Below are 20,085 nucleotides of genomic sequence, written 5' to 3'. Positions count from 1 at the left end.
TCAGTCGGTAATAAAGCCGTAGGTGCCGCGGTAATTCCGCGCCGGCTCGGTGCGGCCAGGCACGCCGTAGACGCGATTGATGCTGCCGAGCAGGTCGGCCTGCGGATCGGACGCGTTGGCGAAGCCGTCATCCGGACGCGCGAGATCCTTCTGCGCCACCGCGCGAACCACATAGGGCGTCACCAGCACCATCATTTCGGTCTGGTTGTTGACGAAGTCGCGGCTGCGGAACAGCGTGCCGAGCACGGGCAGCGACCCGAGGCCGGGAAGGCCGTTGATCGCCTGCTTGGTCTGGTCCTGGATCAGGCCGGCCATTGCCATCGAGCCGCCCGACGGAATCTCCAGCGTGGTCTCGGCGCGGCGGGTCTTGATCGACGGGATCGTCGTTCCACCGGCGCCGCCGGTCAACGAGTTCTCGGTCGAGACTTCCGACACTTCGGTCATCACACGCAGGCTGATCCGGCCCTCGGTCAGCACCACCGGCGTGAAGTTGAGCGAAATGCCGAACTTCTTGAAGCTGACGGTCTGAACGCACTGTCCGATCGCGCCTCCCGTCGTCGTCTGACAGGTCACGCCGGTCGGGATCGGAAACTCGCCACCGGAAATAAAGGTCGCCGATTCGCCGGAGATCGCGGTCAGGTTCGGCTCGGCGAGCGTTCGCACCACGCCGGCGCTTTCCATGGCGCGGATGGTTGCCGACACCGACGATCCGAACGATGTGGTGATGGCGTTGTTGGGCACCAGCGGTGCGTTGTTCGCCGTGAACGGGTTGGCGTTGTTGAATTTCACTACGGCCGTGCCGTAGTTGAGGTTCGCGGTGAGGTCGATGCCGAGCTGCTTGATCAGGCTGCGCGAGACTTCGGCGACCGTGACTTTCAGCATCACCTGGTCGCGGCCGCGAACCGCGATGGAGTTCACGACCTTCTCGGCGCCGCTGACCAGCCGCGCGGCGATCTCGCCGGCCTGCTGCGCGTCGATCGGGCTCGCCGCACTCCCGGTCAGCATCACGCCGTCGCCGACGCCCTCGATCTGGATATCGGAATTCGGCAGCGCCGCCCGCAGCGCCTGACGTACGCCATTGAGGTCGCGCTTGACCGCGATGTCATAGGCCGCGATCTGCTGACCGGCGGCATCGAAGAACACGATGTTGGTCTGGCCGACCGTCGCGCCGATGATGTAGGCGCGCTGCGCCGAGCGGACCACCGCATTGGCGATCTTGGGATCGGCCACCAGTACGTCCTTGATGTCCCTCGGCAGATCGATCACGATCGATTTGCCGATGCCGAGCGAGAGGAAGCGGGCATTCATCTGGCCGCCGTCGGTCGATGCGGCAGGGGCGGGCGCGGCGCGGTAATCGCTCGCCGTCACCGGCGTCAGCGCCGGGTTGAGCGAGAGCGCCGTGACGGCCGAGAACGACAATGCGCGGACCATGAAGGCCCGCATCGTCCGTTGAGTTGCCCCGCCCTTCATCACCTGTATCCTCATGGTCACTTCTGCATCGTTGCCTGGTTGGCAACGCCGAAGCGGATGACGTTGATCGTCTCACCGCGCTTCTGGTGGTTGTCGTCGGTCCGGACTTCGGGCGCGTTGTTGTCGGCGATGCTGCGCAGTGCCAGCGACAGGACGCCGCTCTGGCGCGCGCGCGCCAGCGTTTCGGTCTGTTCGGGCTTCAGCTCCAGCGTCACCGTCTTGCCGATCAGTGCGTTGGTGCCGTCCTTTTCCTTCGGCGCCTGGTCGATCGCGAGCACGCGGATATTGGTCAGAATCACCTCGGAGTTGACGATGTCGGCGCCGTTGCGGTCCGGATTCTTGTCGCGCTTCGACAGCAGGACGTCGACCCGGTCGTTCGGCAGGATGAAGCCGCCGGCGCCGGTCTCGGGCGAGATCTCGGTTGAGACCGCCCGCATGCCGGTCGGCAGGATCGCAGCCATGAAGCCGCTTCCGTCGGCCTTGACGAGCTTCTGCTCGCGAATCGGCTCGCCCTGGATGAACGGGGCGCGCGCGATCGAGCCGGTGACGTCCTTGATCGCTTCGGCGTTGCTGTCCCTGCGCATGAAGCTGGCGCTGGCGGTCGCCGCCGGCCAGGTCTGCCACTGCAGATCTTCAGGCTTCACGGCCTGGCCAAGGCCGATGTCGGTTCTCGCGACCAGGATGTCGACGGTAGGCAGCTGGGCGACCGGCGGAGGCGGCGCCGGCTTGTCGTCGCTGCCGCTCGCCAAATAGAGCGCCGTGAGGCCGGCGCAGCCTGCGATAGCCAGGACCAGAATGCGGGCCTTATCCATTACGCTTCACTTTCCACATGACGCCGCGACGCTGCCGCCGCCGTGATGGGAGTTGACCAGCTATTCGTCAAAGCATGGTTAATGAGGCGTATCTAAATCGCCTTAACGGGCGGTTACCGCTGCTTTCTCAGCGCATGGCGAAGTGCGCGAGATCGATCGTCTTGATCCAGTCGGTCTCCGGATAGATCAACAGGGCGCCGAGGGCGAGCGCGATGCCGTAGGGAATGCCGGTCTGCTTGTCGTGCAGGCGGCTGAGCCAGGCCTGGGACGCCAGCGGATAGGGTAGCGGCCATTGCCGGAGCTGCAGCAACAGGACGGTCAGCGCGCCGCCGAACAGCGAAGCAAGCACCAGATAGGGGAGCAGATGCTCAAACCCGAACCAAAGGGCGGCCGCGGCCACCACCTTGGCGTCTCCGCCGCCGACCCAGCCCATCGCGAACATGCCGAACGCCACCACCAGGACCAGCGCGCCCGCGCCGGCATGGTTGAGGATTTCATGGACGCCCATCCCGGTCAGGGGCGCCAGGACGAAGAAGCCGGCCACCAGCGCCAGCGAGATCCGGTTCGGGATCGTCATGGTGAAGAGATCGCTCGCCGCCGCAAAGGCCATCAGGGCCGGAAACAGCATCAAGCGTGCGATGTCGAGGATCATGGAGTCATGCCGTCAAGCTGGAGCTGCGGTCGAGAGCGGACGCTAGCGGCCAATGGTGAACAATCGGGAAAGGACCGCCGGCGACCGCAACGGAGGCCGCCGAGCGGCCACCGACAAATAGCAAAGGCCCCGGGGGTGCCGGGACCTTTGATGCGAGTTCGTCGGAACCGGCTTACTTCAGCGAACCGGCGATCGTGCTGAAAGTGCCCGAGAGGTTCTTGCCGACGCCGTTGACCGCAGCGATGATCGCGATCGCGATACCGGTGGCAATCAGGCCGTATTCGATGGCGGTCGCGCCCGATTCGTCCTTCACGAAGCGCGAAACGAGGTTCTTCATAAATAACTCCTGTGTACACGTGGCTGGTCGAACTAGGTTTGGTCTCGCCGGCGTTCTCAGCACCGTGACCATTGCGGCACCCTACGGTTCGACAATTGCGGCGCAGTTAATTTGATTGAACAAACACAGCGGGAACCCGCACTTGTTGCGCAGAGTAAATTTGGAATTAAGCGGCCTGCTCAAATTGCAGCTTTGTGCTGAGGACCGCTATGGGCACCTGTTCACGGCTCCTTAAGTGCACATCTGTACCCATGGGGCATCCGTCGAATGAGGCCGTTCATGCCCAGCTTTCCCTTTGAAGTCATCGAGATGATCGGCCAGACGATGATGAAGGTGGTGCCGATCACCATCGCGCTGGCGCTGTGCTTTACGGTGCTCGCCCATTTCTGGGCCTGCAATCCCGGCAAGCCATGGTGGCAGAAGCGTGAGCTGGTCACCGACATCTGCTATTGGTTCTTCGTGCCGGTGTTTGCCCGCGTGCTGCGCATCGGGCTCTTGGTGGTGGGCGCGGCCGTGGTGTTCAACGTTCACGGCGCCGACGATCTGATCGCGTTCTACGAGAACGGGCATGGCCCGCTGGCGCAGCTTCCGCTCTGGCTGCAGTCCATCATCTTCCTGGTCGGCTCCGATTTCATGCTGTACTGGCTGCACCGGATGTTCCACCGCGGCGATTTCTGGAAGTACCACGCCATTCATCACTCTTCCGAGGATCTGGAATGGATCTCGGCGGCGCGCTTCCATCCGGTCAATCTTCTGGTCGGCACGATCACCGTCGATGTGATCCTGCTGATGGCGGGCATCTCGCCGAACATCATGCTGTGGGTCGGGCCGTTCACCACTTTCCACTCGGCATTCGTGCACGCCAATCTGAACTGGACGCTCGGCCCGTTCAAATATGTGATCGCGACGCCGGTGTTTCACCGCTGGCATCACACCGGGCTCGAGGACGGCGGCGACACCAATTTCGCGGGCACGTTTCCACTCTGGGACATTCTGTTCGGAACGTTCCGGATGCCCGAAGGCAAGCTTCCGGAAGATTACGGCGTCGATGCCGGGCAGGGCGTACCGTCCGAGATCGGCGGGCAGCTGGCCTATCCGTTCCGGCAATGACGCCGTAGCCCGGCCGGTGTCACCATGAGTCTCGAGGCCGCGACCCTCCCACGGACCAAAGCCTCCCTGTTCGCCGGCGTCCCGGCCTGGTTCTGGATGGCGTGCGGCGTCTATGCGCTGCTGCTGCTCGTTGGCGACAGGCTGCTGGCCGATTCCGACACCTACTGGCAGATTGCCGTCGGCCGCTGGATCCTCGACCATCGCACGCTGCCGTCGGTCGACATCTATTCGTTCACCAAGGCCGGTGCGCCGTGGGCGTCGTCGTCGTGGCTGGCACAGGTCCTGTTGGCGAAGGCCTATGACCTCGCCGGGTGGACCGGCCCGGCAGCGCTGGCCGCGGCCTGCGCCGCCGCCAGCTTCGCGCTGCTGACCGCCATCCTCAACCGCGCGCTGCCGACGATCCACGCGAGCATGATCGCCCTTGCGGCGCTGGTGCTGACCTGCGGGCATCTGCTGGCCCGTCCGCATGTGCTGGCGATGCCCATCATGCTGGTCTGGGCGGACGGCCTGATGACCGCCAGCGAGCGCCGTGAGGCGCCCTCGTTCTGGCTGCTGCCGCTGATCGCGCTGTGGGCCAACCTGCACGGCGGCTTTCTGTTTGGCCTGGTGCTGGCCGGCGCATTCGCGCTCGATGCGCTTTGGAATGCCTTGCCGGCTCAAAGATTGGCGCTGGCGCTGCGCTGGGGAGCGTTCGGCATCGGCGCGTTGGCTGCGTGCTGTGTGACCCCCTATGGATGGGGTTCGATCCTCGCCTCGCTGAGGATTCTCGGCCTCGGCGAATTGCTGCATCTCATCCAGGAATGGAGGCCGGCGACTTTCAGCGAGATCGATCCGTTCGCGCTGTCCATCCTCGGCCTGCTCGGCGCCGCACTCCATTACGGAGCGAGGTTGCCGGCACCGCGAATCGTCCTGGTACTGGGTTTGCTGCACATGGCGCTGTCCCATGTCAGAAATCTCGAGCTGTTCGCGCTGCTGCTGCCGCTTGCCGTGCTCACGCCGGTCGCAACCCAGTTTGAGTTGCGTGCCGTGAGCGCCGTTCGCCTGAGGGCCGTTCCGGCTGCGATCCTGATCGCCGGGCTTGCCGCGTGGACCTCCGTCGCCGCGGCACGTCAGATCATCTCGCCGCCACCCGTTTATGAGCGGGCTGCCGCCGTTGACGCCATGAAGGCGCACAACGTCAAGCGCGTGCTCAACGATCTGCAGTTCGGCGGTTACCTGATCTGGCGCCAGATGCCGGTGTTCATCGACGGGCGCGCCGAGCTCTACGGCGAGACGTTCGGGATGGCCATGGCCCGCGCGGTTCAGCTCAAGGACGTCAACGGTTTCCTCGGCCTGCTCGAGAGCCATGAGATCGATGCGGTGATGCTCGACCCGACCACGCCGGCGTCGAAGCTGCTGGATCACATCGAAGGATGGCAGCGCCTCTACGCCGACGACCGTGTGGTCGTTCATGTCCGCGCCGCGAATTGAAGCCATCGCGGCCGCGTAAGCCCAGAGCTCCGATTGCGGCGGCTCAAGTCTTGCTGACGGACGGCCTGGCAGAGCAGCGAGCCACGAGGATGGCGGCAATGGTCAAGCCACCGCCAGCCAGGACGTCGGCGAGGTGATGGCCACCCACGGGCATCGTCGCGACGATCATCGTCGCATTCACAACGAATACCGGGATGACGAGCCAACGCGTGTCACGCGCAGCATAGATCGTCATGACGCCGAGCATCGTGTGGAACGAGGGAAAGCTGACGATGCCGTCGACCTTCGACATGTCGATGACCGAGAGCGATCCGTCGCGCAGCATCGAAAAGGTTTGCCCGAACGTCCACATTTCGCCGCGTGCCGCAAAGTGCTCGTAACTGTCCGCGGCGGGATGGAAATAGGCGAACGCGCCGGCCGCAAGGATCAGCGACATGCCGATGCACAGCGCGACTGCGCTGAGGCTGAGAACGGCGATGAATTCCGCGAGCCTGTCGCCGCGCCGTTGCAGGATCAGCCAGCCAAGAACCACTTGCGACAGCAGGCCGGTGCTTTGATAGGCGGTCGTCAGCAGCGTCGCGACGAACGCGTTCGAGTTCGTCGCGGCCAGGAACGTCGGCCAGTCGAACCCCAGCAGATGATCGAAGCCTGCCAGAAGGTCGTCTCCAAGCGGCAGCGTCGATGCTGCGATCAGATAGCTGAGCGTGCTCCCCGCGGTCAGCAGCGCGCTGATCGGCAGCAGCGCGCGCCAGAACAGCTCGGTCATCAACAGGCCGCGCCGCAACAGGACGGCCGGGCGTCGCTGGTCGGCGGCAAGGCGGTTGGAGGCAATCGCAATGAATGCGGCCGCTATCGCGCAAAATACAATGCCTTGCAGGATCGTGATCCAATTCGACGACGCAAACGAAAGCCCGGAGTTCGGCAGCCAGATCGCGTCGGCAAGGATGCATGCGAAGATGCAGGACCATGCGATCGCCATGCGGCGCTGCGCAGCGTCGCCGAAGTCACTGAACATCAGCCAGCGCGCCGCAGCGTCGCGAATCCGGGCAGGGTCGACAATCAGGCCGCGCGCGGCGGAACCGGCGGCGCGCTTTTCGATTCGTGATACGGAAGACACGTGACACGCCCTGAGGTTGTGGCTGGCAGAGATGGCTTGGAGACTCTTAAGATTGCTATAACCGCGGACTATGGAGCCCGATGGCGGGGCGTTCCCGCGCGGGATGGCGGACGCTGCGCAGCTCGGCTCCGGAAGTTGTGACATCCGCGCAATTCGGCGGTCGATTTTTGCTCTTCTTAAATGAATTGCCGTCAGATTTGCCCGCGTCGGGCGCCGGTCCGCTGCGTATCGCCTTTGCCGGCTTGTTAACGTCCCGGGGTAGAGTATGTCGTTTCAGTCCCAACGTATTCGCGCCGTCACGCGCATTGGCTTCATCTCGCTGGCCGCAGCCATGCTGCTGGGGCTCGCGCCTGCATCGGCTGCGCCGGATCCGGATCGGATTGCGGTCAATGTCGACCAGGCCAAGCTCGTCAAGCTGCCCGGCGGTATCGCCACGATCGTGGTCGGCAATCCCCTGATCGCCGACGTCACCTTACAGAATGGCGGGGTCGTTGTCGTGACCGGCAAGGGCTACGGCGCGACCAATTTCATCGCACTCGACCGCACCGGCCAGGTGCTGGTGGATCGCCAGATCCAGGTCGAGGGTCCGACCGACCAGCTTGTTACGGTCTATCGCGGCATCGATCGCGAGACCTATAGCTGCATGCCGGTCTGCCAGCGCCGCATCACGCTCGGCGACGGCGAGACCTATTTCAAGGCGACCATGGACCAGGCCGGTTTCCTCAATAGCCAGGCCACCGGATCAGGTACCGCGAAGCCGCAGAACTAGCGCGCGCTCGCTCCGGCGCATCACACGCCGGAGGCCGCGTGCCGATCCCAAGCCTTTCACCGACAAGCCACCGATATGGTTAATGAAGGTCTAACGGATCGGGTCGATCTGTCGCGATCCGGCGAAATAGTTCGACAATGAGTCTTGGGTAGTTGTGGTCGTCATGTTGATCTGGGGTCGTTGATGCCACCACCCGCTCATTCTTATGCGCGCCTCCTCCGTCGCTTTCGCCGAAACCACCGTGGTGCAACTGCCGTCGAATTCGCGATGGTGGCGCCGCTGTTCTTCGCGCTGCTTTTTGCGATCATCGAAGTGGCGATGATCTTCTTTGCCAGCCAGGTGCTCGAGACGGTGACGCAGGATTCCGCCCGCTTCATCATGACCGGACAGGCTCAGGGCGCAAGCTATACCCAGCAGCAGTTCAAGGACTTCGTCTGCGGCCGGGTCAGCACGCTGTTCGACTGCACCAATGGCATCTATGTCGACGTACGCAGCTATCCGGCTGCGACCGGCTTCAGCAGCGTCAACATTACGCCTCCGATCGACGGCGCCAATGCATTCGTTCCGACCATGAAATGGTGCCCCGGCAAGGACGGCGACGTCGTGGTGGTCCGCCTGTTCTACCAATGGCCGCTGTTCGTCACCAAGCTTGGCTTCAACACCGCCAACCTCGCCAATGGCAAGCGGCTCTTGACCGCGACCGCGACGTTCAAGAACGAACCGTCCGGTACCGCGGGGACCACCTGCTCATGAGCAAAGTCATGAAATGCCTGCCTGCGGCCCTGCTGCGCTCGGTTGCCGCTCTCGGCCGTGACCGCAGGGGTCTCGCCGCGGTCGAGTTCGCCTTCGTGTTGCCGTTGATGCTCGTGATGTTCCTCGGCACCGTCGAGTTTTCATCCGGTGTCGCGGTCGACCGCAAGGTCACGCTGATGGCACGAGCCGCGTCGGATCTGACCTCGCAGGCGACGCAGGTGGTGGATGCCGACCTGCAGAATTTCTTCAGTGCCAGCGTCGGCATCATGACGCCTTACGACGCGTCGCCGACCAAGGTCACGCTGTCGGAAATCTACGTCGATAATTCGAACATCGCGCACATCCAGTGGAGCAAGTCCGGGACGATCGCCTCGGGTGCGACGCAGGCCACGGTGACGGCCTCGAGCCGCAGCCAGGGTGACATCGTGACAAGCATCGTTCCGCCGGCGCTGCTGGTTGCGGGCACCTATCTGATATTCAGTGAGGTGAGCTACAGATACGTTCCGGCGATCGGCTATGTGATGGCCAAGAGCGGCATCAATCTCAGCGACGTCGCCTTTACGCGGCCGCGGCAATCGATTTGCGTGTTCTATGCCCCGACGTCCGCGACCATGCCGACGACCTGCTCGACCTATTAAAGCGGGATGAGTTTTAGCTGAATCGGCCTGGCGCGGTCTTGCTTCACCTCTCCCAAGGGAGAGGTGATCTTTTGATGCCGTTCCAGCTCAACCCAATCTCATCGCGCTTTAGAGCGCAACCACGATCTCTTTCGGAAATCCGCCGCGCAGTTTGCGACTCATGCTTTGGGTCACGGCGGCGGACCAGCGATCCAGACAAAAAGGGCCGCCCCCGAAGGTGCGGCCCTTGATGCTTTAACGACAATTTCCTGGAGCTTCGCGCTCCCGGGAAATCGGCTTATCCGGCGGCGCGCAGATTGTCGGCCGAGGATTTGCCGGAACGGCGGTCAGCAACGATCTCGTAGGAGATCTTCTGGCCTTCACGCAGAGTGCCAAGGCCGGCGCGCTCGACTGCACTGATGTGCACGAACACGTCGTTCCCGCCTTCATCCGGCTGGATGAAGCCGTAGCCCTTGGTCGCGTTAAACCACTTCACGGTTCCCATGCTCACGTGGGTAGTCCCTTCTCAGATATACAAGTTCAAGACCCGCTGATCGGCGGGGTGGTGAGATCGAATTTTTGGAAGGGTCGTCAGCGTCTGAACCGGCTGTACCGGTATTGGCTAATGTCGTCCGGCCGAAAATCGATGGGCAGGATATTATTCGATAGAGGGCTTCAAAACAATCCTGACGTGCGCGCTTTTTTTGGCCGGCGCGACCGCCGGCCAATTGTTGCGCAAGACGTCAGAATATCATGCGCGCAACGGTTGCATGCCTGCCTTATCGGCGGCGGAACTGGCCGCCGCGCTGGGCCCCGCCCCGCGGCGGGCCGCCGGGCGCGCCGCTCGGACGTTCGTCCTTGTGGCGGAAGATCAGGCGGCCCTTTTCCAGATCGTAGGGCGACATTTCGATCGTGACGCGGTCGCCGGCCAGCGTCTTGATGCGGTTTTTCTTCATCTTGCCGGCGGTGTAGGCGACGATCTCGTGTCCGGCATCGAGTTGCACCCGGTAGCGAGCGTCGGGGAGGATTTCGGTCACCAGTCCTTCGAACTGGATCAGCTCTTCCTTAGCCATATGGTTCTCCAGATCGAGCGACGGCTAGTGCTTCGGTCGGTTGTTGCGGTTGTGTTGCGGATTCGGCCGGCTCTCGCGATGCAAGAAGGCGACGCCCTGGATGCCTTCGCTGTTGCCGGCCTGCGACGGACGCGGCGACTCGCCCCGGCTCGTCTGCGGCGCGCCTTTATTACCACCCGGACGGCGGCGGCGGCGAGGGCCTTTTGCACCCGGAGCAGCCTCATTCCCACGGACATTATGCGCGCGGGGCGCAGAGCGGCCGCCCCGATGCGGGTGGGGCGCCTGGGCCGGTGCAGCCGCCTCGCGGCCACCCTGCGTGCGGCGGTCTTCCCGCGGCACGGTAATCCGGATCAGGCGCTCGATATCGCGCAGATAGCCCATCTCCTCGGCGCCGGCGATCAGCGAGATCGCGACCCCGTCCGCGCCGGCGCGCGCGGTGCGGCCGATGCGGTGGACGTAGGTTTCCGGGATGTTGGGCAGGTCGAAGTTCACGACGTGGCTGACGCCGTCGACGTCGATGCCGCGGGCGGCGATATCGGTCGCCACCAGCGTGCGGATCTCGCCGGAACGGAACGCTGCCAGCGTGCGCTCGCGGTGGTTCTGCGATTTGTTGCCGTGGATCGCGTTGGCCTCGATGCCGGCCTTGGCAAGGCTCTTCACCACCTTGTCGGCACCGTGCTTGGTGCGGGTGAAGACCAGGGCGCGATTGACCGGTTCCTTCTTCAGGAGCTGGGCGAGAACCGCAGGCTTAGCCGCGAAATCGACCTGGATCGCGCGCTGGGCGATCCGATCCACCGTCGAGGCCACCGGCGTCACCGCCACGCGGGCGGGGTCGCGCAGCATCGCTTCGGCGAGTTCGGCGATGTCCTTAGGCATGGTGGCCGAGAAGAACAGCGTCTGGCGCCGGATCGGCAGCTTGGCGACGATCTTCCGGATGTCGTTGATGAAGCCCATGTCGAGCATGCGGTCGGCCTCATCGAGCACCAGGAACTCGACCTGGTTGAGCTTCAGGCCGTTGCTCTGCACAAGATCGAGCAGGCGGCCGGGGGTGGCGACCAGCACCTCGACACCCTGCATCAAGGAGCGCACCTGGCGGCCCATCGGCACGCCGCCGATGGCGAGCGTCGAGGACAGCCGGATGTGGCGGCCATAGGTGTTGAAGCTGTCGAGGATCTGCCCGGACAGTTCGCGGGTCGGCGAGAGCACCAGCACCCGGCAGCTCTTGGGCTGCGGGCGGACGCGGTTCTCCAGCAGTCGGTGCAGGATCGGCAGCGCGAAGGATGCCGTCTTGCCGGTTCCGGTCTGGGCGATGCCGACCACGTCGCGGCCGGCAAGTGCGAGCGGGATGGTCTGGGCCTGGATGGGGGTCGGCGTCAGATAATTTTCTTCTCGGAGCGCGCGGGCGATGGGATCGGCGAGGCCGAAATCCTGAAAGGAGGTCAAAAGGTGGTTCTTTCCATAAAAGCCGTCATCGTCCCGGGCAAAATCGCCTGGAATCGCATGAAGGCATTCGGGGACACCCGCGTGTCTGGGGCGTCAAGCTGGGTTAGCTGAAAGGCGAGCCAGAAGCCGCTTGGGGCGGCATAAGAACACGCAGCTCGCGAAGGCACCGCGATGTCGCGGGCATGGCGAGGATATGGACCAGGAACTGGGCGGTTTCAAGATGATATCGCCGGGAACTGCTCTCAACGTGCGCCGAACCATCGCGCAATCTGTCACAAATCGATGCCGGAAATTTAGCCATAAGGGCAATTTTGCCTACAAAATAACCTGATTGCTCTTTCGGCAGCCAATTTATCGGCTCAATGTTTAAGCAGTCATTCTCCGTATTTTCCCGGAACTCATGAAATTATCCAGTTGGTTCATCGGCTTACGGTGCCCACGCACCGTGGCACAGTTCTTGCGATTCCCTTAACCGCAGGCGGCCATGCGGCCGTTTCGCAAGCGTTCACGCCTGCGTCAGGGAGACGACATTTCATGCTTACTCAGCTTACTCAAGGAATAGCGACGATGACCCGCCGCCGCGCACTCGCGGCGACGGCCGGCCTGGTTTTGGGCCTGGCAGCGTCCTCGCCCTTCGCGCCCGCGCAAGCGGCCGACGACACCATCAAGGTTGGTATCCTTCACTCGCTGTCGGGCACCATGGCGATCAGCGAAACCACGCTGAAGGACACCATCCTTTTCCTGATCGACGAGCAGAACAAGAAGGGCGGCGTGCTCGGCAAGAAGCTCGAGCCCGTCGTGGTCGACCCCGCATCGAACTGGCCTCTGTTCGCCGAAAAGGCCCGCGAGCTGATCACCAAGGACAAGGTTGCGGTCGTGTTCGGCTGCTGGACCTCGGTGTCGCGCAAGTCCGTGCTGCCGGTGTTCAAGGAGCTGAACAACATCCTGTTCTACCCGGTGCAGTATGAGGGCGAGGAGTCCGAGCGCAACGTGTTCTACACGGGCGCGGCGCCGAACCAGCAGGCAATCCCCGCCGTCGATTATCTGATGAAGGAAGAGAAGGTGAAGCGCTGGGTGCTGGCCGGCACCGACTACGTCTATCCGCGCACCACCAACAAGATCCTGGAAGCCTATCTGAAGTCGAAGGGCGTCGCCCAGGACGACATCATGATCAACTACACGCCGTTCGGTCACTCCGACTGGCAGACGATCGTGGCCGACATCAAGAAGTTCGGTTCGGCCGGCAAGAAGACCGCGGTGGTCTCGACCATCAACGGCGACGCCAACGTTCCGTTCTACAAGGAGCTCGGTAACCAGGGCATCAAGGCGACCGACATCCCGGTGGTCGCGTTCTCGGTCGGCGAAGAAGAGCTCGCCGGCATCGACACCAAGCCGCTGCTCGGCCATCTCGCCGCCTGGAACTACTTCGAGTCGATCAAGACCCCGGCGAACGAGAAGTTCATCAAGGAGTGGCAGGCCTACACCAAGAATCCGAAGCGCGTGACCAACGATCCGATGGAAGCGCACTACATCGGCTTCAACATGTGGGTGAAGGCGGTCGAGAAGGTGAAGTCGACCGATCCGGACAAGGTGATCGACGCGCTTCCCGGCACCGAGGCGCCGAACCTGACTGGCGGCACCTCGAAGATGCTGCCGAACCACCACATCACCAAGCCGGTGTTCATCGGCGAGATCAAGGGCAACGGCCAGTTCGACGTGGTCTGGAAGACCCCGGGCCTGGTGGCCGGCGACGCCTGGTCGAAGGAACTCGAGGGCTCCAAGGACCTGATCGGCGACTGGGTCGGCAAGAAGTGCGGCAATTACAACACCAAGACCAACAAGTGCGGCGGCCAGGGCTCGTAATCGAGCGCTGCTGACCTAACGACACAACACAACCTTCCAACATTGGAGAAGGCGGCGTCGCTCGCCGCCTTCTCCTCCCACTCCTGCCGGGGTCCTGACGTGTTTGCCATTTGTATTGATCGTTTTCGTACGCTTTGTCTCTGGATCCTGCTGCTGAGCTGCCTTGCTGTGCCGGCGCTGGCCGGCCCGTTCGAGGATTCGGTCGCCAAATTCGCAAATGACGAGTTCTCCGACACTGAAGCCGCGGTCGGCGAGATCGCCGCATCGGGCAATGCGTTGGCGTCGCCCATTATCAGCGCGCTGCAGGACGGCCGGCTGTCGGCCGATCCGGACAGCAAGAAGGTCTTCATCACGCAGGCCGACGGCAAGATCGTCGACGCCACCACGGGCGCTGCCGTCGACAAGCTGCCCGACAACGCCGCAGCCGTGCGGCTCAACAACCGCCTGCGCCGCACCGTGGAGGCCGCGCTCGGCGGCCTGACGCTGCTGTCGCCGGATCCGGCCAAGCGCCTCGCCGCGGCGCAGTCGGTGTTCAAGAGCCACGAAGAGAATCTGCTGCCGACGGTCGAGAGCGCGCTCGCCAAGGAGAGCGTCAAGCCGATCAAGCAGGCCTTCGCCGAGGCGCGCGCCGCCATCGTCCTGTTCAAGTCGGATGCATCCGACAGCGACAAGCTCGATGCGGTTGCCGTGGTCAAGGCGCGCGGCGACCAGGAGGCGCTGGCGCTGCTCACCGGGCTTGGCGATCAGCCGCCGCCGGTCGCCAAGGCGGCGGCGGGCGCGGTGTCCTCGATCCAGAGCAATCTGGCGATGTGGTCGATGGTGCAGAATGCCTGGTACGGCCTGTCGCTCGGCTCGGTGCTGCTGCTCGCGGCGATCGGGCTTGCCATCACCTTCGGCGTGATGGGCGTCATCAACATGGCGCATGGCGAGATGGTGATGCTCGGGGCCTACACCACCTTCGTGGTGCAGGAGGTGATCCGCACCCGTTATCCCGCGCTGTTCGATTACTCGCTGCTGATCGCGGTGCCGCTCGCGTTCCTGGTCGCGGGCTTCATCGGCGTGCTGATCGAGCGCACCATCATCCGCTTCCTCTACGGCCGCCCGCTGGAGACGCTGCTCGCGACCTGGGGCCTGTCGCTGGTGCTGCAGCAGGCGGTGCGCACCGCGTTCGGCCCGACCAACCGCGAGGTCGGCAATCCCTCCTGGATGAGCGGCGCCTTCGAGCTCGGCCAGATCACCATCACCTATAACCGGCTCTGGATCCTCTGCTTCACGCTCGCGGTGTTCGCGATCCTGCTCGCGATGCTGCGCTACACCGCGCTCGGCCTCGAGATGCGCGCGGTGACGCAGAACCGCCGCATGGCGGCCTCGATGGGGATCGCCACCTCGCGGGTCGACGCGCTGACCTTCGGCCTCGGCTCGGGAATTGCCGGCATCGCCGGCGTGGCGCTGTCGCAGATCGACAATGTCAGCCCGAATCTAGGCCAGAGCTACATCATCGATTCATTCATGGTCGTGGTGTTCGGCGGCGTCGGCAATCTCTGGGGCACGCTGGTCGGCGCCTTCACGCTCGGCATCGCCAACAAGTTCCTCGAGCCGGTGGCGGGCGCGGTGCTCGGCAAGATCGCGATCCTGGTGCTGATCATCCTGTTCATCCAGAAGCGGCCGCGCGGCCTGTTCGCGCTCAAGGGCCGGGCGGTGGAAGCATGACGCCGCACATCCTGACGCGTTCGCTCGACCGCGCCGCGATCGCCTTCGTGCTGATCGTCGCCGCGGTCGGCGTGCTGATCCCGCTGTCGAACCTGCTGCTGCCGCAGGGCTCGATGTTCCAGGTGCCGACCTATCTGGTGGCGCTGTGGGGCAAATATGTCTGCTACGCCATCCTCGCGCTCTCGATCGATCTGATCTGGGGCTATTGCGGGATTCTCTCGCTTGGTCACGGCGCATTCTTCGCGCTCGGCGGCTATGCGATGGGCATGTATCTGATGCGGCAGATCGGCAGCCGCGGCGTCTACGGCAACCCGATCCTGCCTGACTTCATGGTGTTCCTGAACTGGGACAAACTGCCGTGGTACTGGTACGGCTTCGACAAGTTCGCCTTCGCGGCGCTGATGGTGCTGTTGGTGCCGGGCCTGCTCGCCTTCTGCTTCGGCTGGCTCGCCTTCCGCTCGCGGGTCACCGGCGTCTATCTGTCGATCATCACCCAGGCGATGACCTATGCGCTGCTGCTGGCGTTCTTCCGCAACGATTTCGGCTTCGGCGGCAACAACGGCCTGACCGACTTCAAGGACATCCTCGGCTTCAACGTGCAGGCCGAAGGAACGCGGGCCGCGCTGTTCCTGCTGAGCTGCCTGGCGCTGATCGTCGCGTTCCTGATCTGTCGCGCGATCGTGACCTCGAAGCTCGGCAAGGTGCTGATCGCGGTGCGCGACGCCGAAAGCCGCACGCGCTTCCTCGGCTATCGCGTCGAATCCTACAAGCTGTTCGTGTTCACGCTGTCGGCCTGCATGGCCGGCGTCGCCGGCGCGCTCTATGTGCCGCAGGTCGGCATCATCAATCCGAGCGAGTTCGCGCCGGGCAATTCGATCGAGGCGGTAATCTGGGTCGCGGTCGGCGGCCGCGGCACGTTGATCGGTGCCGCGCTCGGCGCCGTTGTGGTCAACTACGCCAAGACGTTCTTCACCTCGGGGCCGCTCGCGCCATACTGGCTGTTCATGCTGGGCGCACTGTTCATCCTGGTGACGCTGCTGTTGCCGAAGGGCATCGTCGGCACGATCAATTCCTGGTGGGAGACGACAAAGTCAAGGAACGGCTCTCCCGACGCCGACAGCGCTGCGCGCGAAGACGGCGTCGGCGCGCCGAACCCGGCGGAGTAGGCAGATGAACGTGATGGATACCCGCGCCACCTCGGCCATGCTCTATCTCGACGGCGTGCATGTCTCGTTCGACGGCTTCCACGCCATCAACAATCTGTCGCTGACGCTCGCGCCGGGCGAGATGCGCGCCATCATCGGCCCGAACGGCGCCGGCAAGACCACGATGATGGACATCATCACCGGCAAGACCAAGCCGGACCAGGGCACCGTGCTGTTCGACGGCATCGTCGATTTGACCCGGCTCGACGAAACTCGCATCGCCGAGCTCGGCATCGGGCGCAAATTCCAGAAACCGACGGTGTTCGAGAGCCAGACCGTGCAGGACAATCTGCTGCTCGCGCTCAATGTCGATCATTCGGTGCGCGGCACGCTGTTCTGGCGCGGCAGCAAGGCCGAAGCCGAGCGGATCGACAAGGTGCTCGAGACCATCCGCCTGACCGATGCGCGCAACCGCCTCGCCGGCAGCCTGTCGCACGGCCAGAAGCAGTGGCTCGAGATCGGCATGCTGCTGGCGCAGGACCCCAAGGTGCTGCTGGTCGACGAGCCGGTCGCCGGCATGACCGATGTCGAGACCCATCTGACCGCTGAGCTTCTCAAGGAGATCAACAAGAACCACACCATCATGGTGGTCGAGCACGACATGACCTTCGTCCGCGAGCTCGGCGTCAAGGTGACCTGCCTGCACGAGGGCACGGTGCTCGCCGAAGGCTCGATCGACCAGGTGTCGTCGAACGAGCGGGTGGTCGAAGTGTATCTGGGGCGCTAGGCGATGCTGAAGGTCGACAACATCAATCTCTATTACGGCGCGGCGCAGGCGCTGCGCGGCGTCTCGCTGACCGCCGAGCCGGGCAAGGTCACCTGCGTGCTCGGCCGCAACGGCGTCGGCAAGACCTCGCTGCTGCGCGCCATGGTCGGGCAGTATCCGATCGCGTCAGGCGCGATCAATTTCGACGGCAAGGACATCACCGCGCTGAAGCCTTATGAGCGGGCGCGGCGCGGCATCGGCTTCGTGCCGCAGGGCCGCGAGATCTTCCCGCTGCTGACGGTGGAAGAGAATCTGAAGACCGGCTTCGGCCCGCTGAAGCGCGAGGACCGCAACATCCCCGATGACGTGTTCTCGCTGTTTCCGGTGCTGCAGACCATGCTGGGCCGCCGCGGCGGCGACCTCTCCGGCGGCCAGCAGCAGCAGCTCGCAATCGGCCGCGCGCTGGTGATGCGGCCAAAACTCCTGCTGCTCGACGAGCCGACCGAGGGCATCCAGCCCTCGATCATCAAGGATATCGGCCGCGCCATCTCCTATCTGCGCAACCTCGGCAACATCGCCATCGTGCTGGTCGAACAATATCTCGACTTTGCCTGCGAACTCGGCGACAGTTTTGCCGTGATGGACCGGGGTGCGGTGAAATATGCCTGCGACCGCGCAAGCCTCGATCCCGCCGAGATCAGCCGCCAGATGGCGCTGTGAAGACAATGTGACGCCGCCTTTCATGGCGCGCGTGAGGGAGCGTCGGGGGAATGCGGAGCGGGATCGCAGGCGCGGCGGCGGCGACGTTTGCGGCAAACCGCGCCCAGGGCGCAGTGCGGTTCGGCGTGCATCGCAAGGACGGCGCGACCCGGCGGGGCGACCTGCATGAGTCGGGCTCGCTGCGCGTCCGCTTCCCGTCGCCGGAGGACGACGGCCTCTCGGCCATGTTCGTCAATACGGCCGGCGGTATCGCCGGCGGAGACCGCTTCGAGATTGGCATCTCGGCCGGCGAGGGCGCACGCTTGACGCTGACCACGGCAGCCGCTGAGAAGGTCTATCGCGCGCCCGGCGCCGCTGCCCAGCTTGATATCTCGCTCAGCGTCGCGGACGGCGCGCATCTCTCCTGGCTGCCGCAGGAGACTATCCTGTTCGACCGCGCGCGCATCGTCAGGAGCTTCGACATCGACCTTGCCGAGGGGGCCTCGCTCCTGCTCTGCGAGATCGTGGTGTTCGGCCGCGCTGCGATGGGCGAGATCATGCGCCATGGTGAATTCGTCGACCGCTGGCGGATGCGCCGTGGCGGCCGGCTTGCGTTTGCCGAGACCGTCAGGCTCGACGGCGAGATCGGCGAGAAGCTGGCAAGGCCCGCGATTGCAGGCGGCGGCTGCGCGATCGGCACGGCGCTGATCGTGCCGGGCGACGAGGCGCTGGTCGAGCGCATCCGCGAGGCGTCGGAAAGCTTCGGAGGTGAAGTCGGCATCTCGGCCTGGAATGGCTTTGCAATGGCGCGCTTCTGTGCCCAAGATGCGGCCCGGTTGCGCGCCGACATGATGGCGGTGCTCGGCCGCGCCTCCATCGTCCCGCTGCCAAGACTCTGGCTTAACTAAAGGCCTGTGGCTCAACTCATCCTTTCAACGCTTGCAGAGTGCTCGCATGAATTTGTCTCCCCGCGAAAAGGACAAGCTGCTGGTTTCGATGGCGGCCATGGTGGCGCGCCGCCGGCTCGAGCGCGGCGTCAAGCTGAACCATCCCGAGGCGATCGCGCTGATCACCGATTTCATCGTCGAGGGCGCGCGCGACGGCCGCACCGTCGCCGAGCTGATGCAGGCCGGCGCCAAGGTGCTGACCCGCGACCAGGTGATGACCGGCATTCCGGAGATGATCCACGACATCCAGGTCGAGGCGACCTTCCCCGACGGCACCAAGCTCGTCACCGTCCACGAGCCGATCCGATAGGAGCGCGACATGATCCCCGGCGAACTCTTCATCAAGGACGGCGAGATCGAGCTCAATGCCGGCCGCAAGACCGTGACGCTGTCGGTCGCCAACAGCGGCGACCGCCCGATCCAGGTCGGCTCGCACTATCATTTCTTCGAGACCAATCCGGCGCTGAAATTCGACCGCAAGAAGGCCCGCGGCATGCGCCTCGACATCGCCGCCGGCACCGCCGTCCGCTTCGAACCCGGCCAGACCCGCGACGTCCAACTCGTCGCCCTCGCCGGCAAGCGCGTGATCTACGGGTTTCGTGCCGAGGTGAAGGGGAAGCTGTGACGTGCGAGGTTGCCTTGGTGTCAGGTGAGGTGAGCACGCTGCTCAGGCTCCCTCCCCCCTTGCGGGGGAGGGTTGGGGAGAGGGGTAAGCCCCGGGCGCCAATCGAAGTCGCTTCTCGTTCTCACGCCAACTGCGGTTGCGATCAGAGGGGAGCTTTGTAACCATGCTTCCTGCAATCCGCCTCATCTCCGAAGCTGCCGATCTTGCCGCACGCCGGCACAACGGCATGGCGCGGAAGGGACGGGGCAACGAGCCCTACATCAACCATCTCGCCGAGGTCGCGAACCTGCTTGCGATCGCGACCGATGGTGCGGATGCCGAACTCGTTGCGGCCGGCTGGCTGCACGATACGATGGAGGACACCGACACCACACGCGAAGAGCTCTCGGCGAGGTTCTCTGATCGCGTGGCCCTCCTCGTCATCGAATGCACCGATGACATGAGCCTGCCAAAGGCCGAGCGGCGGCGGCTGCAAGTCGTCGACGCGCCCAAGAAGTCGGCCGACGCCAAGCTGATCAAGATTGCCGACAAGATCAGCAATATCGGCGCGCGTATTCACTCTGATCCGACGACGGAGGAGCGCGACGATCTGGTCGACTACACCGCTTGGGCCGAGCAAGTGGTCGCGGGCTGTCGTGGCGGCAATCCCTGGCTTGATACGAAGTTCGACGACGTGGTGCGAAGGGCGAGGCGCTCGTTGTGACCGC

At 64.1% G+C, this 20,085-nt stretch carries 22 protein-coding genes; 14 read left to right on the top strand and 8 right to left on the bottom strand.

Going from position 1 to position 20,085, the window contains the following annotated elements; genetic code table 11:
- From ACTUWL_RS12055 to ACTUWL_RS12040, 4 genes are all read right to left on the bottom strand, one after another.
- Complete coding sequence (locus tag ACTUWL_RS12055) at positions 1-1,470, bottom strand: type II and III secretion system protein family protein (RefSeq protein ID WP_021076851.1); 1,470 nt, start codon at positions 1,468-1,470, stop codon at positions 1-3.
- 17 nt (positions 1,471-1,487) lie between these two features.
- On the bottom strand, positions 1,488-2,282 hold the full coding sequence (gene cpaB / locus ACTUWL_RS12050) for a Flp pilus assembly protein CpaB (protein WP_021076850.1): 795 nt from the start codon (positions 2,280-2,282) through the stop codon (positions 1,488-1,490).
- A 127-nt stretch (positions 2,283-2,409) separates the two neighbouring features.
- Positions 2,410-2,934, bottom strand: a complete 525-nt coding sequence (locus ACTUWL_RS12045; protein WP_021076849.1) for an A24 family peptidase — start codon at positions 2,932-2,934, stop codon at positions 2,410-2,412.
- A gap of 172 nt (positions 2,935-3,106) precedes the next feature.
- Positions 3,107-3,271: a Flp family type IVb pilin gene (locus ACTUWL_RS12040; protein WP_021076848.1), complete on the bottom strand. Its 165-nt coding sequence runs from the start codon at positions 3,269-3,271 to the stop codon at positions 3,107-3,109.
- Between the two features lie 279 nt (positions 3,272-3,550).
- Between ACTUWL_RS12040 and ACTUWL_RS12035 the strand changes: the two genes are divergently transcribed.
- Positions 3,551-4,381 (top strand): sterol desaturase family protein, encoded by an 831-nt coding sequence (locus ACTUWL_RS12035; RefSeq protein WP_021076847.1) that lies wholly within the window; start codon positions 3,551-3,553, stop codon positions 4,379-4,381.
- A gap of 24 nt (positions 4,382-4,405) precedes the next feature.
- Positions 4,406-5,851 (top strand): hypothetical protein, encoded by a 1,446-nt coding sequence (locus ACTUWL_RS12030; RefSeq protein ID WP_021076846.1) that lies wholly within the window; start codon positions 4,406-4,408, stop codon positions 5,849-5,851.
- A gap of 43 nt (positions 5,852-5,894) precedes the next feature.
- On the opposite strand, the gene ACTUWL_RS12025 is transcribed toward ACTUWL_RS12030, so the two are convergent.
- Positions 5,895-7,112 carry a phosphatase PAP2 family protein gene (locus tag ACTUWL_RS12025; protein WP_106940512.1) on the bottom strand — a complete coding sequence of 406 codons (1,218 nt, stop codon included), beginning with the start codon at positions 7,110-7,112 and terminating at the stop codon, positions 5,895-5,897.
- Between the two features lie 121 nt (positions 7,113-7,233).
- Between ACTUWL_RS12025 and ACTUWL_RS12020 the strand changes: the two genes are divergently transcribed.
- The 3 genes from ACTUWL_RS12020 to ACTUWL_RS12010 all read left to right on the top strand — a co-directional run bounded on the left by ACTUWL_RS12020 (position 7,234) and on the right by ACTUWL_RS12010 (position 9,128).
- Entirely contained in the window at positions 7,234-7,737 is a 504-nt protein-coding gene (locus tag ACTUWL_RS12020; protein WP_021076844.1) for a pilus assembly protein N-terminal domain-containing protein, read from the top strand.
- A 183-nt stretch (positions 7,738-7,920) separates the two neighbouring features.
- Positions 7,921-8,490 carry a TadE/TadG family type IV pilus assembly protein gene (locus ACTUWL_RS12015; RefSeq protein WP_035650045.1) on the top strand — a complete coding sequence of 190 codons (570 nt, stop codon included), beginning with the start codon at positions 7,921-7,923 and terminating at the stop codon, positions 8,488-8,490.
- Positions 8,487-9,128 (top strand): TadE/TadG family type IV pilus assembly protein, encoded by a 642-nt coding sequence (locus ACTUWL_RS12010; protein ID WP_021076842.1) that lies wholly within the window; start codon positions 8,487-8,489, stop codon positions 9,126-9,128. The genes ACTUWL_RS12015 and ACTUWL_RS12010 overlap by 4 nt, the downstream gene beginning before the upstream one ends.
- Positions 9,129-9,405: 277 nt before the next feature.
- On the opposite strand, the gene ACTUWL_RS12005 is transcribed toward ACTUWL_RS12010, so the two are convergent.
- The 3 genes from ACTUWL_RS12005 to ACTUWL_RS11995 all read right to left on the bottom strand — a co-directional run bounded on the left by ACTUWL_RS12005 (position 9,406) and on the right by ACTUWL_RS11995 (position 11,623).
- Positions 9,406-9,618, bottom strand: coding sequence for a cold-shock protein (locus ACTUWL_RS12005; RefSeq protein ID WP_016842648.1), 213 nt, complete (start codon positions 9,616-9,618; stop codon positions 9,406-9,408).
- A 268-nt stretch (positions 9,619-9,886) separates the two neighbouring features.
- Positions 9,887-10,180, bottom strand: a complete 294-nt coding sequence (gene infA, locus ACTUWL_RS12000) for a translation initiation factor IF-1 (RefSeq protein WP_016842649.1) — start codon at positions 10,178-10,180, stop codon at positions 9,887-9,889.
- Between the two features lie 24 nt (positions 10,181-10,204).
- Entirely contained in the window at positions 10,205-11,623 is a 1,419-nt protein-coding gene (locus ACTUWL_RS11995) for a DEAD/DEAH box helicase (RefSeq protein WP_021076840.1), read from the bottom strand.
- A gap of 534 nt (positions 11,624-12,157) precedes the next feature.
- On the opposite strand from ACTUWL_RS11995, the gene urtA reads away from it, so the two are divergent.
- The 9 genes from urtA (at position 12,158) to ACTUWL_RS11950 (ending at position 20,081) form a co-directional block, all read left to right on the top strand.
- Positions 12,158-13,486 carry an urea ABC transporter substrate-binding protein gene (urtA, locus tag ACTUWL_RS11990; RefSeq protein WP_035650044.1) on the top strand — a complete coding sequence of 443 codons (1,329 nt, stop codon included), beginning with the start codon at positions 12,158-12,160 and terminating at the stop codon, positions 13,484-13,486.
- A gap of 114 nt (positions 13,487-13,600) precedes the next feature.
- Positions 13,601-15,196 (top strand): urea ABC transporter permease subunit UrtB, encoded by a 1,596-nt coding sequence (gene urtB / locus ACTUWL_RS11985; RefSeq protein ID WP_373011652.1) that lies wholly within the window; start codon positions 13,601-13,603, stop codon positions 15,194-15,196.
- Positions 15,193-16,362, top strand: a complete 1,170-nt coding sequence (gene urtC, locus ACTUWL_RS11980; protein ID WP_021076837.1) for an urea ABC transporter permease subunit UrtC — start codon at positions 15,193-15,195, stop codon at positions 16,360-16,362. Before urtB ends, urtC begins: the two co-directional genes overlap by 4 nt.
- 4 nt (positions 16,363-16,366) lie before the next feature.
- On the top strand, positions 16,367-17,128 hold the full coding sequence (gene urtD / locus ACTUWL_RS11975; protein ID WP_021076836.1) for an urea ABC transporter ATP-binding protein UrtD: 762 nt from the start codon (positions 16,367-16,369) through the stop codon (positions 17,126-17,128).
- Between the two features lie 3 nt (positions 17,129-17,131).
- Entirely contained in the window at positions 17,132-17,827 is a 696-nt protein-coding gene (gene urtE / locus ACTUWL_RS11970; RefSeq protein ID WP_021076835.1) for an urea ABC transporter ATP-binding subunit UrtE, read from the top strand.
- A gap of 50 nt (positions 17,828-17,877) precedes the next feature.
- A complete protein-coding gene (locus tag ACTUWL_RS11965) occupies positions 17,878-18,714 on the top strand; it encodes an urease accessory protein UreD (RefSeq protein ID WP_021076834.1) in 837 nt (278 codons plus the stop codon).
- A 46-nt stretch (positions 18,715-18,760) separates the two neighbouring features.
- The gene (locus ACTUWL_RS11960) at positions 18,761-19,063 is read left to right on the top strand and encodes an urease subunit gamma (RefSeq protein WP_021076833.1); all 303 of its coding nucleotides are present in this window, start codon (positions 18,761-18,763) and stop codon (positions 19,061-19,063) included.
- A 9-nt stretch (positions 19,064-19,072) separates the two neighbouring features.
- Positions 19,073-19,378, top strand: a complete 306-nt coding sequence (locus ACTUWL_RS11955) for an urease subunit beta (RefSeq protein ID WP_021076832.1) — start codon at positions 19,073-19,075, stop codon at positions 19,376-19,378.
- Between the two features lie 163 nt (positions 19,379-19,541).
- The gene (locus ACTUWL_RS11950; protein ID WP_021076831.1) at positions 19,542-20,081 is read left to right on the top strand and encodes an HD domain-containing protein; all 540 of its coding nucleotides are present in this window, start codon (positions 19,542-19,544) and stop codon (positions 20,079-20,081) included.
- Positions 20,082-20,085: the final 4 nt, after the last annotated feature.

It is taken from the genome of Bradyrhizobium sp. WCU1, from assembly GCF_053474805.1.
The sequence above is the reverse complement of the archived record's forward strand: the minus strand, read 5'-3'. Positions and strand labels throughout refer to the sequence as shown.

What these genes read in the sequence shown, in the direction of transcription:
- ACTUWL_RS11955 (WP_021076832.1), top strand. Translation starts at nt 19,073, where the DNA reads ATGATCCCCGGCGAACTCTTCATCAAGGACGGCGAGATCGAGCTCAAT.
- ACTUWL_RS11965 (WP_021076834.1), top strand. Translation starts at nt 17,878, where the DNA reads ATGCGGAGCGGGATCGCAGGCGCGGCGGCGGCGACGTTTGCGGCAAAC.
- ACTUWL_RS12025 (WP_106940512.1), bottom strand. Translation starts at nt 7,112, where the DNA reads ATGTCACAACTTCCGGAGCCGAGCTGCGCAGCGTCCGCCATCCCGCGC.
- infA (WP_016842649.1), bottom strand. Translation starts at nt 10,180, where the DNA reads ATGGCTAAGGAAGAGCTGATCCAGTTCGAAGGACTGGTGACCGAAATC.
- ACTUWL_RS11960 (WP_021076833.1), top strand. Translation starts at nt 18,761, where the DNA reads ATGAATTTGTCTCCCCGCGAAAAGGACAAGCTGCTGGTTTCGATGGCG.
- ACTUWL_RS12045 (WP_021076849.1), bottom strand. Translation starts at nt 2,934, where the DNA reads ATGATCCTCGACATCGCACGCTTGATGCTGTTTCCGGCCCTGATGGCC.
- ACTUWL_RS12010 (WP_021076842.1), top strand. Translation starts at nt 8,487, where the DNA reads ATGAGCAAAGTCATGAAATGCCTGCCTGCGGCCCTGCTGCGCTCGGTT.
- ACTUWL_RS12040 (WP_021076848.1), bottom strand. Translation starts at nt 3,271, where the DNA reads ATGAAGAACCTCGTTTCGCGCTTCGTGAAGGACGAATCGGGCGCGACC.
- ACTUWL_RS11950 (WP_021076831.1), top strand. Translation starts at nt 19,542, where the DNA reads ATGCTTCCTGCAATCCGCCTCATCTCCGAAGCTGCCGATCTTGCCGCA.
- urtD (WP_021076836.1), top strand. Translation starts at nt 16,367, where the DNA reads ATGAACGTGATGGATACCCGCGCCACCTCGGCCATGCTCTATCTCGAC.
- ACTUWL_RS12015 (WP_035650045.1), top strand. Translation starts at nt 7,921, where the DNA reads ATGCCACCACCCGCTCATTCTTATGCGCGCCTCCTCCGTCGCTTTCGC.
- urtC (WP_021076837.1), top strand. Translation starts at nt 15,193, where the DNA reads ATGACGCCGCACATCCTGACGCGTTCGCTCGACCGCGCCGCGATCGCC.
- urtE (WP_021076835.1), top strand. Translation starts at nt 17,132, where the DNA reads ATGCTGAAGGTCGACAACATCAATCTCTATTACGGCGCGGCGCAGGCG.
- ACTUWL_RS12020 (WP_021076844.1), top strand. Translation starts at nt 7,234, where the DNA reads ATGTCGTTTCAGTCCCAACGTATTCGCGCCGTCACGCGCATTGGCTTC.
- ACTUWL_RS12035 (WP_021076847.1), top strand. Translation starts at nt 3,551, where the DNA reads ATGCCCAGCTTTCCCTTTGAAGTCATCGAGATGATCGGCCAGACGATG.
- cpaB (WP_021076850.1), bottom strand. Translation starts at nt 2,282, where the DNA reads ATGGATAAGGCCCGCATTCTGGTCCTGGCTATCGCAGGCTGCGCCGGC.
- ACTUWL_RS12030 (WP_021076846.1), top strand. Translation starts at nt 4,406, where the DNA reads ATGAGTCTCGAGGCCGCGACCCTCCCACGGACCAAAGCCTCCCTGTTC.
- urtA (WP_035650044.1), top strand. Translation starts at nt 12,158, where the DNA reads ATGCTTACTCAGCTTACTCAAGGAATAGCGACGATGACCCGCCGCCGC.
- ACTUWL_RS12055 (WP_021076851.1), bottom strand. Translation starts at nt 1,470, where the DNA reads ATGAAGGGCGGGGCAACTCAACGGACGATGCGGGCCTTCATGGTCCGC.